Origin of the sequence: Bifidobacterium sp. SO1 (genome assembly GCF_018555335.1) — a bacterium.
In the GTDB taxonomy this organism is placed as follows: Bacteria; Actinomycetota; Actinomycetes; order Actinomycetales; family Bifidobacteriaceae; genus Bifidobacterium; species Bifidobacterium simiiventris.
Genome location: NZ_JAFEJR010000006.1, coordinates 109,463 through 125,077, shown reverse-complemented (window position 1 = coordinate 125,077; position 15,615 = coordinate 109,463). Strand labels below are relative to the sequence as shown.

The window sequence follows — 15,615 nt, the reverse complement described above, 5'->3', positions numbered from 1 at the left end:
GATTTTATGCGGCTTAGGTGACAAGGGGTGCCCGCCGCCGGCGGCCGCTTACTTCATCGAGAGCCCGGCGAGCGGCAGATACCGGTCGGTGAGGTTCTTCGGATACCCGCTGACCGATGAGGCGGCCGCAACCACGGTCTTCCGCGTGTACAGCCAGTCGCCGGCCGCGTCCTGGCTCACGATGTTCGCGAACGTGCGCAGCCGGTCCTGATAGTCCTTGTCGTTCGTGGCGGCCATCGCGTTGGCGTACGCGTCCTGCGCCGAACCGTTCGTGTACCGGTACACGTTGCTGTCCGTGCCGAACGCGGCGGCGTCATGCTCGCCGTTCGCCACGGCGAGCGCCATCTCGTACTGGCCGTCGTTGATGCGTTCAGTAGCGGTCGCGTCGTCCACGGTCTCCACGTTCACGTCCAGTCCGAGGGAGCGGAGCTGGTCGGCGATCGTGTTGCCGAGATCGGCATACGTTTGCGGCACCACGAAATCGATCGTGCCGAAATACGCCGTGCCGCCCGCGAAGTACGCGATCATGCCGGCGGCTTTGGATTGGTCGAACGGGAACAGGCCGGTCAAGTCCTCGTAACCGGGCTCCAATTGGCTGATCGGGCCACCCAGTTCGCCCGCCGAATCGGCCTGCGATGCCGCGATCGACTTCGCATCCACCGCATAACGCACCATTTGACGCGCCTGCTGGTCCGAGAAGATCGAGTTGCCGTCGTTATTGAACGCGATCATCACCTTCGCGCTCGACAGTCCGGTCGTCACCGTGAAGTTCTTGTCGTCGGCGAGCGCGCCGGTCTCTGACGTGCTGGTCGGCAGCGCCATGTTCAGTGTGCCGTTCTTGAGATCGGTGACCATCGTGTTTTCGTCGGTGTAGTACTTGAGCGTGACGGTGCCCGCGGACGACGGGTCGCCCCAGTAGCCGCCGTTGCTTGCCAGTGTGATCGAGCTGCCCTTGTCGAACTTGGCGACGGTGAATGGGCCGGAGCCGAGCGCGGCCGTCGCGTAGTCCGTGGCCGCCTGCTGGTCGTAGACGATGCCGGCCCGGCCCGACAGCGAGCGCAGCAGCGTAGGATCTGGCTTGCTCAGTGTGATCACGACCTTGCCGGAGTTCGGATTGTCGACCGACTTGAGCGCGCCCAGATCGTCGACGCCTTGGTATTTGTGCTGCACGATCTGCTGCAGCGACCAAACGACGTCGGACGAGTCCAACGCGTCGCCGTTCGAGAACCGCAGTCCTGAGCGCAGCCGGAACGTGTAGGTCAGGGCGTCGTCCGAAACCGTCCAGTCCGATGCGAGCCCCGGCTGCAGCGCGTTGTCGTCGTCGCGTGTGACGAGCGTCTCGTACACGTTGCCGAGCAGCGCGCGTTCCACGGACGGGCTGGAGTCGGTGCGGATGTCGAGCGAGTCGGGGGCGTCGGTGAGTCCGACCGTGATCGAGGTGGAGGATTGCACGGCGTTCATGCGGGGCAGGATGTCGCGGTGTGTGGCGAGGGACCAGACCAGCCATGCGATCAGCGACAGCGCGACCGTCATCGCGATGAAAACCAGCCATGAACGCAGCGCGGTGCTGCCGACTCTCTTATGGTGCATGCGCCCCAGTCTAGCGAGGGGCGCTCCCTAGGGGGTGCCGGCTACTGAGCGGAGGGGCAGGTGGCGTTGAGCGGGCAGGCGGCACAGTCGGGTTTGCGCGCGTGGCAGACGGCGCGGCCGTGCAGGATCAGCCGGTGAGACAGATCGGTCCATTCCTCGGGCGGGAAACATGCGCAGATCTCGCGTTCGACCTTGACCGGGTCGGATTTCGCGATCCGCCAGTCGCTGCGCCAGTGCAGCCGGCCGGTCACGCGCATCACATGCGTATCCACCGGGAATCCGGGGATGGAGAACGCGTTGCCGAGCACCACGTTCGCGGTCTTGCGGCCGACTCCGGGCAGACTTGTCAGTTCGTCCATCGTGCGCGGCACTACACCGCCGAAATCACGGTCGAGCGCGCTGGCCAGTCCCAGCAGATGCTGGGTTTTCGAACGGAAGAAGCCGAGCGGGCGGATGATGTCCTCTATGGTTTCCGGATTCGCCGCGGCCAGCGACGCCGCATCCGGGTATGCGGCGAACAGGGCGGGTGTGACCGAATTGACTCGTTTGTCGGTGGTCTGGGCGCTTAAGACCGTGGCCACGAGCAGTTCGAAGGGATTGGCGAAGTTCAAGGCGCACTTGGGAGCGGGAATCTCCTTGCACAGCAATGCGTATTCGGCGTGCATGCGTTTGAGCCGCGCCTGCTTCGATTCGCGCATCGTGGATCAGTTCTTGGCCGGCGCCGGCTCGGCAGCCAGGCCGTCCGCCTCGTCCTCGGGCGGATCGAAACGGTAGCCGACGTTGCGCACGGTGCCGATGAGATGCTCGTATTCGCCGCCGAGCTTGGCACGCAGACGACGGATGTGCACATCGACGGTACGGGTGCCGCCGTAGTAGTCGTAGCCCCACACCTCCTGCAGGAGCTGGGCGCGGGTGAACACGCGGCCCGGATGCTGCACGAGGTACTTGAGCAGTTCGAATTCCTTGTACGCGAGGTCGATCGGATGGCCGTGCAGGGAGGCGGTGTAACCGTTCGTGTCGACCACGAGATCGCCCGAGCGGATCTGGCCGTCCGCGTTTACCGTGCCCGGTTCGCTGGCGCCGGCGGACCCGTTCGTGCCGGAGCCCAGCGGCGAGTTGCCGCGCTCGGAGACAAGCCTCAAGCGGCCTTCCACTTCGGCCGGCGACGCGGAGGAGACGACCACGTCGGCGATGCCCCACGTGGAGTTGACCACCGTGAAGCCGCCTTCGGTGAGCACGAGCACGATCGGCGTGGACAGGCCGGACGCGTGGATGAGCCGGCACAGGGTTTTCGCCGTGGCCAGATCGTCGCGCGCGTCGAGGAACAGGATCGTGTTCTCCGGCATTTTGACCAGGCTTGCGGCGTCCATCGGCAGCACGCGGACGCGGTGCGACAGCAGGGCGAGGGACGGCAGCACGGTCGCGGGATCGGCCGCGAACGTCATCAGCGTAAGATCCGTCACTGTTCGCCCCCTTATAGATAACGTTCACATGACGTTAACCCGTATCGTAATGGGTTTCACGATTTCGCCTCATTGTACGCGCACGATGTGGACACGGCGGCGCGGTTTGACGCCCGGGAGAGGTTTGGCGGCCGGGGACGTAGGATAAGGTGCAGGAGTTGTTTTGTAAGATCAGCTCGCGGCGGCAGCGGCTGGCCTGCGTACGGGCCTGGGCGATGGTGCACGGGCGGCGAGGAGCGTATCTATGAGTGAGCGGCGTGACGCTGGGGCGAACGTGACGGTTGGTGCGGGGGCCCCGTTCCCGAGCGTGTATACGGCCGGTTTTGCGGTGGTGGCCGCGGCACCGTTGCTGGTATTGACTTTCGGCGGTGCCGGCGCGACCGGGCTGGCGGTGTGGACGGCCGTGCTGATGATCGCGTTCATGGTCTGCTCGCCGCTGCGCGACGGTGTGGCCGGGCATGTGATCGCGGCGGTCGCCGGCATCCTCTCGTTCGTCGCGGCGTTCACGGGCTGGCTGACCTTTGATTGGATCGACGAACTGGCCGATGACGTGCCGACCTCGGTGGGCAACGAGATCACGTGGTTCGTCGGCGTCGGCGGTTTGCTGGTCGTGCTGATCGTCGTGTCGTTCGCGCGCCAGATGGCCCGCGCCGAACGTTCGCATCTGATTCGCGGGCTGTCGCACACCGTGATCGAGGGCGTGGCGCTCATCGGGGCGCCGAGTTGGCTGTTCCTGCCCGATCTCATGGCTTCGCCCGATATGGGATCCGACGGTACGTCCGTGATCGTGTTGTCTGCCGTCGTGATCCTGCTGTTTATCGGACTTGCCGTCGCTGCGAACTGGTGGATGGCCGAGGCCGATCCGGACGAACATGCGCGTGCCCCGTGGCTCGGCATCGTCGTGCTGCCGACGTTGCTGTCCGGCGCACTGATCCCGGCCGCCACGATGATCGCATCCATGATCTGACGATGATCCGTTGATCGTCCGTGCCGACGATCCGGTTTCCGCCGCTGAACGGTCCGGTTCCATCCCTGATAAGTGGGTGAAATCGGACCGTCGATATCGTAAGTGGGTGGATCGGTACCAGTTAGACCGTTATTTCGGTCGTTACTGGTACCGATCCACCCACTTACTGAATATGGGAGCCAATTCGATCCGGATTTACCCACTTATGGGGTGACACGGCGGCGTACCGGTCCGGATCCACCCACTTACGGGCCTCTTACGGGCCTACGGGGCTCGGCAGGGACGGCTCCGGGTCAGAGCACGCCAAGATGCTCGAGCAGCACTTTCAGTCCGATCAGGATCAGCACCACGCCACCGGCGATCTGCGCCGGCTTCTGCCAGCGTGAACCGAACATGCGGCCGATATACAGTCCGGCCGCGGAGAACGCGCCGGTCGTGATTCCGATCGTGACCACCGACGACCACACGTCCACCTTCATGAACGCGAAGCTCACGCCCACCGCGAACGCGTCGATGCTGCACGCCACCGCCAACGGCAGCATATGCTTCCAGTCGAACTCGGCGGTCTCCTTCGCGTTCTCCTCGTCCTCCTCGAACGCCTCGTGGATCATGTTGCCGCCGATGAACGCGAGCAGCGCGAAGATGATCCAATGATCGACCGCAGTCACATAGTGCGCGAACGTCTTGGCGAAGAAGAATCCGAGCAGCGGGAACAGGGCCTGGAAACCGCCGAACCACAGCGCCGTCTTGAGGGCGTCGAACCCGCGCAGCTTACGCACGGTCAGACTTTTGCCGATCGACACGGCGAACGCGTCCATCGATACGGACAAGGCAATGAGAAATGTCTGCAACATAGCTGGTTTACCAAGGTTCATCCCGCCGGTCTCCCCACGGGATGGGCCTCGACGGGATACGTGTATCCGCCTACGCCTAGGGGTACCGACACTGAGAACTGCCGGGCAGCCAGCCGGGCTTTGAATCCGAAGCGAATGCTGTTCGCATGTCGTCAATTACGAGGAGCCAGTATACACCAACTTCGCTCCCAGCGTCTTTCACGGGGCGCGCACATACCTTGTGGCAAACTGTTGGATAGTCAGGCGGGCGCACGTCCGCCGTTAGTGGCGCGAGAGTCGAAAGAGGTCAGCGTGGTCAAGGATCCGAAGGACGATATCCTGCATGTCGAGGGCGGCAAGCCCCTCAACGGCACCATCAAGGTGCGCGGCGCGAAGAACTTCGTCAGCAAGGCGATGGTCGCGGCCCTGCTTGCGCCCGGCAAGTCGGTCTTGAAGAACGTGCCCGAGATCCGCGACGTGCACGTCGTGTCCGACCTGCTGCGTCTGCACGGCGTGGACGTGGACGTGGACGGCAAGAACGGCGTCGTCACGATCGACGCCACGCATGTCCAGCTGGCCGATGTGGCCGACGTGGACACGCTTTCCGGCTCCTCGCGCATCCCGATCCTGTTCTCCGGCCCGCTTGTGCACCGCCTCGGAGAGGCGTTCATCCCGGCGCTCGGCGGCTGCGCGATCGGCGGACGTCCGATCGACTTCCATCTGGAAACGCTGCGCAAACTCGGCGCGACCGTCGACAAGGAGCATAAGGACGGCATCCACATCTCCGCTCCCGACGGTCTGCACGGCGCGAAAATCCACCTGCCGTACCCGTCCGTGGGCGCCACCGAGCAGACACTGCTGGCGGCTGTGCTCGCCGAAGGCAAGACCGAACTGTCCGGCGCGGCCATCGAACCGGAGATCATGGACCTGGTCGCCGTCTTGCAGAAGATGGGCGCGATCATCTCCGTGGACGTGGACCGCACGTTCCGCATCGAAGGTGTCAAGGAGCTCAAGGGCTTCACGCACACCGCGCTGACCGACCGCATCGAGGCCGCGAGCTGGGCGTCGGCGGCGCTTGCCACGCGAGGCGACATCTTCGTCAAGGGCGCCACGCAGCCGGAGATGATGACCTTCCTCAACGTGTTCCGCAAGGTCGGCGGCGAATTCGACGTGACCGACAAAGGCATCCGCTTCTGGCATCCGGGCGGCGACCTCAAGCCGGTCGCGATCGAAACGGACGTGCACCCCGGATTCATGACCGACTGGCAGCAGCCGCTGGTCGTGGCGCTCACCCAGGCGAACGGCCTGTCGATCGTGCACGAGACCGTGTACGAGAACCGGTTCGGCTTCACCAAGCCGCTCGTGCAGATGGGCGCGACGATCCAGCTGTACCGCGAATGCCTCGGATCGCTGCCGTGCCGCTTCCAGCAGCGCAACTACAAGCATTCGGCCGTGATCTTCGGGCCGACCCCGCTGACCGGCCGCGACATCGACGTACCGGATCTGCGCGGCGGCTTCTCGCACCTGATCGCGGCACTCGCGGCGTCCGGCCCGTCGAACGTGCAGGGCATCTCGCTGATCGACCGCGGCTATGCGGACTTCCGCGGCAAGCTCGAGGCGCTCGGCGCGGACTTCGACTGATCGTGGCTGACACGCGGTGAGATCGTAGCGGCCGGCAACCGGATTGCTGTTCCGGGTGCCGGCCGCTTGTTTGTCGCTGCTTGGCTGATGCGGGGCGGCTTGGTGACGGCATCCGGAGGTTACCCGCGGGGGAGTGTGTTCGATTTAGGAATCGAGCCGTTTGGCGATGGGGATGACGGCCAACGCTCCTATGGCCAGTGCGGCGGCCGAGACCAGCAGCACCGCCGCGACGGGGAAGCGATCGTAGGCCCAGCCGTACAGCATCTGACCGAGTGGCTGGGCGCACATGCATAATGCGGAGAACATCGCCATCACCTTGCCGGTCATTGCCTCCGGCGTGCTCAGCTGGATCGCCGGTATGGCGATGAGATTCGTGAAGCAGGCCGCGATCACTGATGCGCACATGCCGGTCACCAGCACCGCGAGCTGTGTTTTCGGACCGATCGGCAGCAGAAATACGCCGCCCTGCGGCAGCGTGGTCAGCGCGAACATGGCGGTCGCGGCCGGCAGATGACGCACGGCGAGACGCGCGGCGAACAGACCCGCAAGAAACGCGCCGGCTACGCCCGCCACGCCGACCAATCCGTCAGATATGCCGTACACGGTCGCGTCGAATCCGAGCACGGTACGGATCGTATACGGGAATCCGACCGCGGAATAGCCGATTGTGACGAAGTTGATCGCCGCCGCATACAGTGCCAGATGGAACACGGCCGGCCGATCATGCGTGAGGAACCGCAGCCCGGCTTTGAGATCCTCGATCGGCGTGGGCAGCCGGTCGCCGTCGGCCGTGCGATCGGGGGCAGCGAGGCGGATGAACCATTCGAGCACGGCCGCCGCGGCGAAACTCGCGATCGTAATCGCCATCATCACGTGGATGCCGACCATCGCGTACAGCACGCCGCCGAGGAAGCTCGGCAACAGGGAGCTCAACTGCTGCACTTGGTTGATGACGGCCATCGCGCGGCGCAAGGTCGCCGATCCGTGCGTGCGGAACATTTGGGGAAGCGCGGCCTGGACGGTCGGCGTCTCGAACGCGCCGAGCACGGCGAGCGCCACTTGCATGACGGCGATCGCGGCGATGTCGAATCCGATCGCGGCGAACGCGAGTGCACTGGCGAGTACGAGTATGGCGGACGCGGCGTCGAGTGCGACCATGATCGTGCGGCGGTTTATCCGGTCGGCGAGCACGCCGCCGAACGGGGAGAGCAGGATCGTCGGAACGATGGAGACGGCGAGGATGGACGCGAAGATGGCGGCCGAGCCGGTTTCGTCGAGCACCCACATCGACATGGCGAAGCGCAGCATCATGTTGCCGAACAGCGAGATGCCTTGGCCGGCGACGAGCAGGATGAAGTCGCGGGAGACGAGTGGGGAATGGGGATGGTCCAGTTTCGGCTGTGCGATGTCCGAATCGTTGCTGATGGTCATGAGGGCTCCTTGGTTGGGTCGGTTTTTCATACCGACCGACGGTATGAAAAATGATGGCGATTACGGCATGATGGTGATGGAAGCCGCGGTAGCGGGTGTTTTACGCTAGAAGACTGTGAAGTTGGCGGCAACCGGTCGCTTACACGTGTCGATGAGACCGTTTCCTGCCAGCAACTCTCGAAGATATCGGCAACCGGTCTCCGAGGGGCGTTCCAGAGGCCGGTTGCCGCCAGAAGGCTCTTTCTTCTAGTGACAAATGGACTTTGGAAGAGGGCGATTTATCCGCCGAAGTCGGTGTAGAGCCGTGCGGTCATGGCGATGAGCTCGTCGTCGAAGACCGGCACGCCGATCGCGTCGAGCATCGCGGCGAGACATCGGATGCGGTGCTCGAGCTGGGATGCGGTGGCGGGGTAGAAGTGCGGCAGCAGCCAGTAGTTGGTGAGCAAGGCGAGCATCTCCGCCGCCTCCTGCGGGTATTCGGTCGGAATCGACCCGTCCTGCACACCCTCGTCGATGAGCGGGCGGAAATGCTTGGGCAGTTCGGCCGACCAGAACCGCATGTTGTCGGTGAAGTACGTCGGATCGTCCAGCAGTGGCATCGCCACGCGGTTGATGTCGCGATGGCTCTCGTCGGATGCGGACAGCTTGAACAGTTCACGGATTTTATGCAGCCCGTCGAGATCCTCGCGCTCGAAGACGGCCTTGCTCTGTTCGCCGATGCGTCGCGCATCGTCGTCGCCGAGCCGGTCGAGGATCGTCTGCTTCGACTTGAAATGGTGGTAGATCGCGCCCTTCGACAGGTCGCCGAGCCGGTCGACGATGTCTTGGACGGAGGTCTTTTCGTAGCCCTGTTCCATGAACAGTTCGCGGGCGGCGTCGAGGATGCGCTGTTCAGTCACTTCGGGATGTGCGTTGCGTGCCATGGTCGTCTCATTTCTGCCCGGTGATCCGATCTGCCGACGAAGCAGTCGTGTGCCGTGCCGCCATCATTATACATACCGTCGGTCGGTATGTATCAATCAAACATTTATATGGCGTGGCGTGAACGATGATTGCCGCACGGGCCGTCGTTCGTGGGTTGCGGCACAATAGGGCACATGGCATCCAAAGGAAAACCGTCGCCGCGATCCGCGGTCAAGCCGCTCTCCAACGAGCAGGTCGCCCGGCTCGCCAAGCGGCATCATCTGGTCGACCCGATGCGTGACCTGCCGACCGGGCCGAACCGGCGCATCAACCAGCCGGAAATCGACGCGCAGCATCCGAAAGGCACCAAACGCCTGCTCAAGGGCGTCGACGTGGTCTTCAACGCCAGCTGCAAGACGCTCGCATGGGGACTCGACAACATCCCCGAAACCGGCCCGTTCATCACCGCCGCCACGCACGTGACCATGTTCGACGTGTTCGTGCCGATGGCGAGCCTCTTCCACATGGGCCGCCGGCCTCGCTACATGGCCAAGGCCGAGATGGCACATTGGCCGCTGATCGGCAAATGGTTCCAGATCGTCGGCATGCAGCCCGTCCAGCGCCGCTCCGGCAAGGCCAAGGCAATCGAGGAGACGTCGATCGAGATCCTCACCTCCGGCCGTCCGCTTACCGTCTGGCCGGAGGGCACGGTAACGCGCGACCCGAAGAAATGGCCGATGAGCATGAAGAATGGCGTCGGCGTGATCGCGCTCGAGACGTCGCGCCGGCTCGGAATCCAGGTGCCGCTGTTCTGCGCGGTGACGTGGGGTGCGGCGAGCATCAACCACTGGTGGCCGTGGCCACGCAAGAACGTGGTCATGTGCTACGACACGCGGCTCGATTACACCGATCTGCTGGAAGACAGCGATGCGTGGGCCGAGGGAATTGATGGTGTGCCTCAAACGGCCGCCGACGAACTGACGCGGCGGATTCGCGTGCGGATGACCGAGATCATGGCCGAGATCCGTGGCGAGGACGCGCCCGACGGGTACTGGGACTACCGGACGATGAGCCGGGTGAAGGGGTGAACCGCTTTCTCGGCTCCCCTTGTCAGGGGAGCTGTCGGCCGTGGATCGGCTGAAGGGTAGTCGGTAGTTTGGCGTTCCGAAGCGTTGACACTCCCCCAGTCAGCTACGCTGACAGCCCTCTCAACTGAGGGGGCCAAGAATCTATAGGAATGAAATATAAGGAGAACACGGTATGAAGATTACGGTACTGGGCGCAGGCGCATGGGGCACCGCCTTCGGGCAGGTGCTGGCCGATGCGGGCAACGACGTGACCATGTGGGCCATCGAGCCCGAGATCGTCGAAGGCATCCGCGACCATCATCACAACGGCGTGCGTCTGCCGTCCGTCGAGCAGCTGCCCGACAACATGACCGCCACCGGCGATCGCGCCGAAGCCGTCAAGGACGCCGAGATCGTCGTCGTCGCCATCGCCGCGCAGTTCGCCCGCGTCGCGCTCGCCGAATTCAAGGACCTCATCCCGTCCGACGCGATCGTCGTCAGCCTCATGAAGGGCATCGAACGCACCACCTCCAAGCGCATGGACGAAGTCGTGCGCGAGGCCCTCGACCTGCCGGCCGAACGCTTCGCCGCCGTCTCCGGCCCGAACCTGAGCAAGGAGGTCGCCGACCGCCAGCCGGCCGCCACCGTCGTCGGCTGCGCCGACCTCGACAACGCGCGCAAGGTCGCCAAGGCCTGCACCAACAGCTACTTCAAGGCGTTCGTCACCCGCGACGTCATCGGCCTCGAAATGTGCGGCTCGCTCAAGAACGTGACCGCGCTCGCCGTCGGCATGGCCCGCGGCGCCGGCTACGGCGAGAACACCGCCGCGATGATCGAGACCCGAGGACTGGCGGAACTGACCGCCCTCGGCAAGGCCGCCGGCGCCGACGTCAAGACCTTCTTTGGCCTCGCCGGCGTGGGTGACATGACCGCCACCTGCGGCTCCCCGCTGAGCCGCAACTACACGTTCGGTGCGAACCTCGGCAAGGGACTGAGCGTCGAGGAGGCCACCAAGGCCAGCAACGGCGTGGCCGAAGGCGTGCCCACCACCGACGCGGTCGTCGCGCTCGGCAAGGAGCTCGGCGTAGCCACGCCGCTGGCCTGTGCGATGAGCCGCGTGCTCGCGGACGGCATCTCCTGCCAGGAGATGCTCGGCCTGCTGTTCGGCGACGAGATCACCGAAGAGTGAACGCACGGTCGCGGCGCGCTCCGTCTCGGCGTCGGGACTTGCCGCGACCTCCCATATAATCCACCACAACCCGCATCCATCCCACGAAAGGAGACGCCCATGAGCGACGTCAACGACACCGACACCCCCGAGAACCTCGACATTCCTGATCATCTGTCGTATTCCGAAGAGCACGCATGGGTCGATGAATCCGCGTCGCCGGCGATCATCGGCATCACCGAGTACGCGGCCGAGCAGATGGGCGAACTCGTGTTCGTCGACCTGCCCGAGCCGGGCGACCGCGTGGAATCCGGCGACGAGATCGTCGAACTCGAGTCGTCCAAGGCCGTCCAACCGCTCGTCAGCCCAGTCTCCGGCACCGTCAGGTACGTCAACCGCGAGGCGTCCGACGATCCGAGCGTCATCACCGGCGACCCGTACGGTGAGGGATGGCTGCTCAAGATCGAACTGGACGACGACGAACCTGATCTGCTCACCGCCGAGGAGTACGCCAAGATCATCCGTTCGTGACCGATCATGCGACGGAGTCCGCATTCAGCTTGTGTGACGGTTCTGTAAAGAAAATTCGGATAATGGCCGGCGTATAGTGGAAGCATGAGCAGGATACAGCAGCATGCGACGGGGCTTGCCCCGAACGACGACGCGGAGCGCGGCACGGACGCCGACGACATGGCAACCGTGCCGATTCCCGCGCGTAAGGTCGTCACGACGTTCGACGCCGCATCAAAACACGAGCGCATCGAAAACAAGCCGATCCTCGTGCGCGTCGCCCGCCGTGCCATCACGCGCACGTTCGGTGCGTGGCTGCGTTTCTCCACGCCGATCGTCACCGGCTGGGGATGGTATCCGAACATCGAACCATACGTCGGATACGGCACCGAAAACTACTCGCGATTGATCTGCCGCACGGTCTACGCGCCGGCCAACGCCCGCAGCGGCGAACTGACGCGCGGCATCCGTGGCATGCTCGCCATCCCTGCGCCACATCGCCAAGTACGTATCGCCATCGACGACATGCCTCTGGAAACCGTGCAGGTCGGCCAATCCGAAACCTACGACCGGTTCGACCGCGCGCGCGGCACGAACAGCGAATACGCGATCTCCGACACCAGCGGCTATCTTGATCTCGTGGCCGAACATCGGCTCGAACCGGGCGTGCATCGCGTCACCTATCAGGTCGAACGCCGCCGTCCGGTGTCCGCGAACCTGTTCACGATCCCGGCGAGCGCCAAAATCGGCATCATCTCCGACGTGGATGACACCATCATGATCACGCAGGCGCCCACATTGTGGAAGGCCCTGTACAACCTGCTGTTCCTCAACCCGAAGAAGAAGGCCTCCGTGCCGGGCATGAGCGTGCTGTTCACCAAGCTCGCCGACCTGTACCCGGACGCGCCGTTCTTCTACCTGTCCACCTCGCCGTGGAACGTCGAAAGCTCGATTCGCAACTTCATCATCGACCACGGCTTCCCGGAGGGGCCGCTGCTGCTGCGCGACCTCGACCCGCGACCCAAGACCTTCATCCCGACCGGCCCACAGCACAAGCTCGAATTCGCCGAACAGCTCATGGCCGACTTCCCGGACATGAAGTTCATCCTGATCGGCGACGACGGGCAGAAGGATCCGACAACGTATGCAACGATCACGCGTCGCTACCCGGGGCGCGTGATCGCGATCGGCATCCGTCAGCTGTCCCCGCGCGAATACTCGCCGCTCTCGTCGGTGGTGGGCACCACGTCCACCCAGCCGATGCCCGTGACCGAAGTGCCTGTGTTCACTGGCACGACCGGTGCGAACCTCATGAAGACCATGCTGCCGTATCTCAAGCAGCACGCGCTCTGACGGTCCGGCCTGCCGGTCGGTTCGCGTCGGCCTGTTGGAGCCGGTCACTACAATGGGCGATCATGACCGACGAAGAGCAGTTTGCCGAAGCCGCCGCAATGCCGCAGCCCCCGGCAGCCAAACGAATCCCGCACGAGCGCACGTTCCACGGCGACACGTTCACCGACCCGTACGAATGGATGCGAGACAAGGACTCGCCCGACGTGCGCGAGTACGTCGCCGCGCAGAACCAGTACTGCGACGCGCGCATGGCCGGGCTTGCGGGACTGCGGTCGACGCTGTTCGGCGAACTCAAATCGCGCATCCAACAGACCGACATGTCGGTGCCGACGCGCATGAACGGCTACTGGTATTTCGCGCGCACCGTCGAAGGGCAGCAGTACGGCCTGCAATGCCGCATGCCGGTGCGCGGCGAGGACGATTGGGAGCCGCCGCAGGTCGACGCGTCGAGCGAACCTGGATCGTTGCCCGGCGAACAGATCATCTTCGACGCGAACCGCGAATCGCAGGGCCATGATTTCTTCCGGCTTGGCGGCTTGGAACTGAGCCGCGACGGCCGCTGGATGCTGTACGGCGTGGACACGAGCGGCGACGAACGCTACGATTTCCGCATCCGCGACCTCGACACCGGCGAGGAACTGCCTGATCTGCTGGAGGGTATCGGCGGTGCGAGCCTGACTCCGGACGGCAAATGGGTGTTCTATGTGCTGGTGGATGATGCGTGGCGGCCGTATGCGGTGCGTCGGCATCAGGTCGGCACGCCGGTCGAGCAGGACGCGGAGGTCTACCGCGAGGACGACGAACGGTTCTGGGTCGGCGTGGGCATGAGCTTCGACGAGCGCAACATCGTGATTGGCACCGGTTCCAAAACCTCGACCGAAGTGTGGATGCTGCCGATGGACACGCCCGAAGGCGAGTTCTCGGTGTTCATTCCGCGGCAGGCCGACATCGAATACGATGTCAGCTTCGCCTGTTTCGAGGGCGCAGGCGAGCATGGCGAGGACATTCCGCTCGCGATCGTCTACCACAACGCGTCCAATCCGAACTTCGAGATCGACGTGATCGATATGCGTTCGCATAAGCCTCCGTACCGGCTCGGCGAGGGCGTGCGCGTGGCCGTCGGTTCGCCGTACGGCTGCGAGCGCGGCGATGGATTCGAGCCGGGCGCGAGTGTGCGGCGTATCGGCGAAGCGTACTTCAATCCTGCCAATCCGGCCGTGCTGCAGGGGACGCACGGGCTGGCGATCGAAGGCATCGCGATGTACCGGCATTTCGTGTCGCTGGCCTACCGCACGGACGGTCTGCCGCGCGTGGCGATCATGACGAAGGAACGGGCCGCGGCCGATTTCCTCGCCGGTCGTCCGTGGGCGTTCCGCGAGCTGACGCCGCCCGCGTTGGAGGGGGACTGGGACGCCGATTTGGATGCCGACGACCTGGAAACGGCAGCGTCGATGAGCGGCGACGATGCGGCCGGCCCGCACCCGCATCGCGATGCGTCGGCTGGGACAGGCGACGAGTCCGGTGACGACGCGGCTGATCTGACCGGCTCACGCGAGCCGCAGATGGTCGACACGTGGGATGGCGCGGCCGACGATCTGCTGCCCGGTGAGACACGACGGCTGTATTCGATCGGATCGTCCGGCAATCCCTCGTACGATGCGCCGCGCATGCGCTACTCGTTCTCGAGTTACACGCGTCCCGGCGAACTGCACGACATCGACCCGGCGAGCGGCGAGGACCGGCTGCTCAAACGTGCCACTGTGCTCGGCGACTTCGATCCGCGCGACTATATGGAGCGTCGCGTGTGGATCACCGCGCGCGACGGTGAGCAGATCCCGGTGTCGCTCGCGTGGCGGCGCGATATTCCGGTGTCGCAATCGGCGATGTTCATCATCGGCTACGGCGCGTACGAGATCAGCTCCGATCCGGGATTCTCGGTGTCCAGGCTGAGTCTGCTCGACCGCGGCGTGCTGTACGCGGTGCCGCACATCCGTGGCGGCGGCGAGATGGGCCGCGCGTGGTACGAACAGGGGCGGCGGCTCAACAAGAAGCATTCGTTCGAGGATTTCGTGGACGCTACCGTCGCGCTGCAGGAGGCCGGACTGGCCGACCGGCGGCGCACCGTGGCGAACGGCGGTTCTGCGGGCGGCCTGCTGATGGGCGCAGTGGCGAACCTTGCGCCGGACCGGTATGCGGGTATCGAGGCGGACGTGCCGTTCGTGGACGCGCTCACGTCGATCCTCGACCCGTCGCTGCCGCTGACAGTGACCGAATGGGACGAGTGGGGCGATCCGTTGCACGACGCGGACGTGTACCGGTATATGAAGTCGTACACGCCGTACGAGAACGCGCCGGACTCGGGCGGCGCGGTGTCGTGGCGGCGCGATGCGGACGGGAAGCCGGTGTTCCCGAAGCTGTTCGTGACCACGTCGATGAACGACACGCGCGTGCTGGTCGTCGAACCGCTCAAATGGGTGGCACGATTGCAGGCGGCCGGCGTGGACGCGATCGTCAAGATCGAGGTCGAGGCCGGGCACGGCGGCACCACGGGCCGCTACAAGCAGTGGGAGGAGGTCTCCTACGAGAACGCGTGGTGCCTGAGCGTGATGAGCATCCTGCACTGAGCTCGTGTGTCCACAGGCTGAGCGGTTCGCGGCCGGCCTGTGGGCGCGCGTGTAGTCTCGCGTGC

13 protein-coding genes are annotated in these 15,615 nt (G+C 64.6%); 7 read left to right on the top strand and 6 right to left on the bottom strand.

Annotated features, from left to right (window positions below; genetic code table 11):
* Positions 1 to 48: 48 nt before the first annotated feature.
* From JS541_RS06910 to JS541_RS06900, 3 genes are read right to left on the bottom strand one after another with little or no spacing between them, the layout of a single operon-like run.
* Positions 49 to 1,590, bottom strand: a complete 1,542-nt coding sequence (locus JS541_RS06910; protein WP_214373724.1) for an ABC transporter substrate-binding protein — start codon at positions 1,588 to 1,590, stop codon at positions 49 to 51.
* Positions 1,591 to 1,631: 41 nt separating this feature from the next.
* Positions 1,632 to 2,288, bottom strand: coding sequence for an endonuclease III (nth, locus tag JS541_RS06905; RefSeq protein WP_214373723.1), 657 nt, complete (start codon positions 2,286 to 2,288; stop codon positions 1,632 to 1,634).
* Between the two features lie 6 nt (positions 2,289 to 2,294).
* Positions 2,295 to 3,053 carry a response regulator transcription factor gene (locus tag JS541_RS06900; protein ID WP_214373722.1) on the bottom strand — a complete coding sequence of 253 codons (759 nt, stop codon included), beginning with the start codon at positions 3,051 to 3,053 and terminating at the stop codon, positions 2,295 to 2,297.
* A 244-nt stretch (positions 3,054 to 3,297) separates the two neighbouring features.
* On the opposite strand from JS541_RS06900, the gene JS541_RS06895 reads away from it, so the two are divergent.
* Entirely contained in the window at positions 3,298 to 4,020 is a 723-nt protein-coding gene (locus JS541_RS06895) for a hypothetical protein (RefSeq protein WP_214373721.1), read from the top strand.
* Positions 4,021 to 4,313: 293 nt separating this feature from the next.
* Here JS541_RS06895 and JS541_RS06890 read toward each other — a convergent pair whose 3' ends face one another.
* Positions 4,314 to 4,874, bottom strand: coding sequence for a manganese efflux pump MntP family protein (locus JS541_RS06890; protein ID WP_236036887.1), 561 nt, complete (start codon positions 4,872 to 4,874; stop codon positions 4,314 to 4,316).
* A 291-nt stretch (positions 4,875 to 5,165) separates the two neighbouring features.
* On the opposite strand from JS541_RS06890, the gene murA reads away from it, so the two are divergent.
* A complete protein-coding gene (gene murA, locus JS541_RS06885; protein ID WP_214373719.1) occupies positions 5,166 to 6,494 on the top strand; it encodes a UDP-N-acetylglucosamine 1-carboxyvinyltransferase in 1,329 nt (442 codons plus the stop codon).
* A 144-nt stretch (positions 6,495 to 6,638) separates the two neighbouring features.
* On the opposite strand, the gene JS541_RS06880 is transcribed toward murA, so the two are convergent.
* Entirely contained in the window at positions 6,639 to 7,925 is a 1,287-nt protein-coding gene (locus JS541_RS06880) for an MFS transporter (RefSeq protein WP_214373718.1), read from the bottom strand.
* A 278-nt stretch (positions 7,926 to 8,203) separates the two neighbouring features.
* Entirely contained in the window at positions 8,204 to 8,848 is a 645-nt protein-coding gene (locus JS541_RS06875; protein ID WP_214373717.1) for a TetR/AcrR family transcriptional regulator, read from the bottom strand.
* A gap of 174 nt (positions 8,849 to 9,022) precedes the next feature.
* On the opposite strand from JS541_RS06875, the gene JS541_RS06870 reads away from it, so the two are divergent.
* From JS541_RS06870 to JS541_RS06850, 5 genes are all read left to right on the top strand, one after another.
* Positions 9,023 to 9,916, top strand: a complete 894-nt coding sequence (locus tag JS541_RS06870; RefSeq protein WP_214373716.1) for a lysophospholipid acyltransferase family protein — start codon at positions 9,023 to 9,025, stop codon at positions 9,914 to 9,916.
* A gap of 172 nt (positions 9,917 to 10,088) precedes the next feature.
* Positions 10,089 to 11,084 (top strand): NAD(P)H-dependent glycerol-3-phosphate dehydrogenase, encoded by a 996-nt coding sequence (locus JS541_RS06865; protein ID WP_214373715.1) that lies wholly within the window; start codon positions 10,089 to 10,091, stop codon positions 11,082 to 11,084.
* Positions 11,085 to 11,183: 99 nt separating this feature from the next.
* Positions 11,184 to 11,594: a glycine cleavage system protein GcvH gene (gene gcvH / locus JS541_RS06860; protein WP_214373714.1), complete on the top strand. Its 411-nt coding sequence runs from the start codon at positions 11,184 to 11,186 to the stop codon at positions 11,592 to 11,594.
* Positions 11,595 to 11,753: 159 nt separating this feature from the next.
* On the top strand, positions 11,754 to 12,926 hold the full coding sequence (locus tag JS541_RS06855; RefSeq protein ID WP_214373756.1) for a phosphatase domain-containing protein: 1,173 nt from the start codon (positions 11,754 to 11,756) through the stop codon (positions 12,924 to 12,926).
* A 62-nt stretch (positions 12,927 to 12,988) separates the two neighbouring features.
* Entirely contained in the window at positions 12,989 to 15,550 is a 2,562-nt protein-coding gene (locus JS541_RS06850; protein ID WP_214373713.1) for a S9 family peptidase, read from the top strand.
* Positions 15,551 to 15,615: the final 65 nt, after the last annotated feature.